At 74.5% G+C, this 816-nt stretch carries 1 protein-coding gene and 1 pseudogene; both read right to left on the bottom strand.

Translation table 11 applies throughout. From position 1 onward, the window contains the following. Window positions 1–684, bottom strand: a 684-nt coding sequence (locus FV222_RS27920) for a tetratricopeptide repeat protein (RefSeq protein ID WP_147816395.1), incomplete at its 3' end; no start/stop codon positions are given. Continuing rightward, window positions 684–816 (bottom strand): annotated as a pseudogene (locus FV222_RS32070) (VWA domain-containing protein); the annotation flags it as partial. The gene FV222_RS27920 and the pseudogene FV222_RS32070, both read right to left, overlap by 1 nt.

Raw genomic sequence — 816 nt, 5'->3', positions numbered from 1 at the left:
GCCGGCCGAACCGCGGGCCTCGCCGCGACCGGATTCCACGGTCTGCTGCTCGGCCTGGCCCCGGCGCGCGACCTTGCTGTTGCCGGGGATCGAGGCGGACGAGCTCGACTCCTTGTTGCCGGCCAGGCCTTCGCCGCTGGAATTGGCCTGGAGCGTTTCGTCCTTCTCCTGGTTGGCGGTGTTGTTGTAGCGGGCGCCGTACTGCGCCGAGCCGTTGGCGGTGCCGCCGCCCTTGCGGTCGATCGCCTCGGCGACGAGCTTGGCGAGCAGCGAGCGGTTGGCCTGCGCGTCGGCGTCGCGCGGGTTGAACTGCAGCGCCGCGTCGTAGGCCTCGATCGCGCCGGCATAGTCGCCCATCCGGGCGAGTGCGTTGCCGAGGTTGTACGAATTGCGCCGGCCGCCGTTGCGGAACAGCGCCGCGGCCTCGTCGTAGCGCCCGGCCTCGTAGAGCGCCGGCCCGCGCCAGGCCGGGTCGTCGAGGATCGCGAGCGCCACTGAGGGCAGTCCGACCCCCATCAGCAGGCGGCCGAGGCCGGTGCGCGGCTGCGAGACCAACAGCAGCGCCAGGATGCCGGCGCCGGCCGCCGCGATCCCGACGGTCCGCGCCCAGCGCCGCCAGCCGCGCGAGAGGGCGGCCGAAAGGGTGGGAGAGACAGGCAGGCGGCCGAGCACGCGGGCTGCCATCACGCACTCCTCCGGAACAGGATCAGCGCCGGCACCAGCGCCAGCAGCAGCAGCCAGCGGCCGAGGTCGGCGAAGGCGAGCACCGCGTAGCCGCCCGCGGCCAGGTGCTGGGCCGTGCCGGCGCCCACCGCG

This window comes from Methylobacterium sp. WL103, assembly GCF_008039885.1.
Lineage (GTDB): Bacteria > Pseudomonadota > Alphaproteobacteria > Rhizobiales > Beijerinckiaceae > Methylobacterium > Methylobacterium cerastii.
The sequence above is the reverse complement of the archived record's forward strand: the minus strand, read 5'-3'. Positions and strand labels throughout refer to the sequence as shown.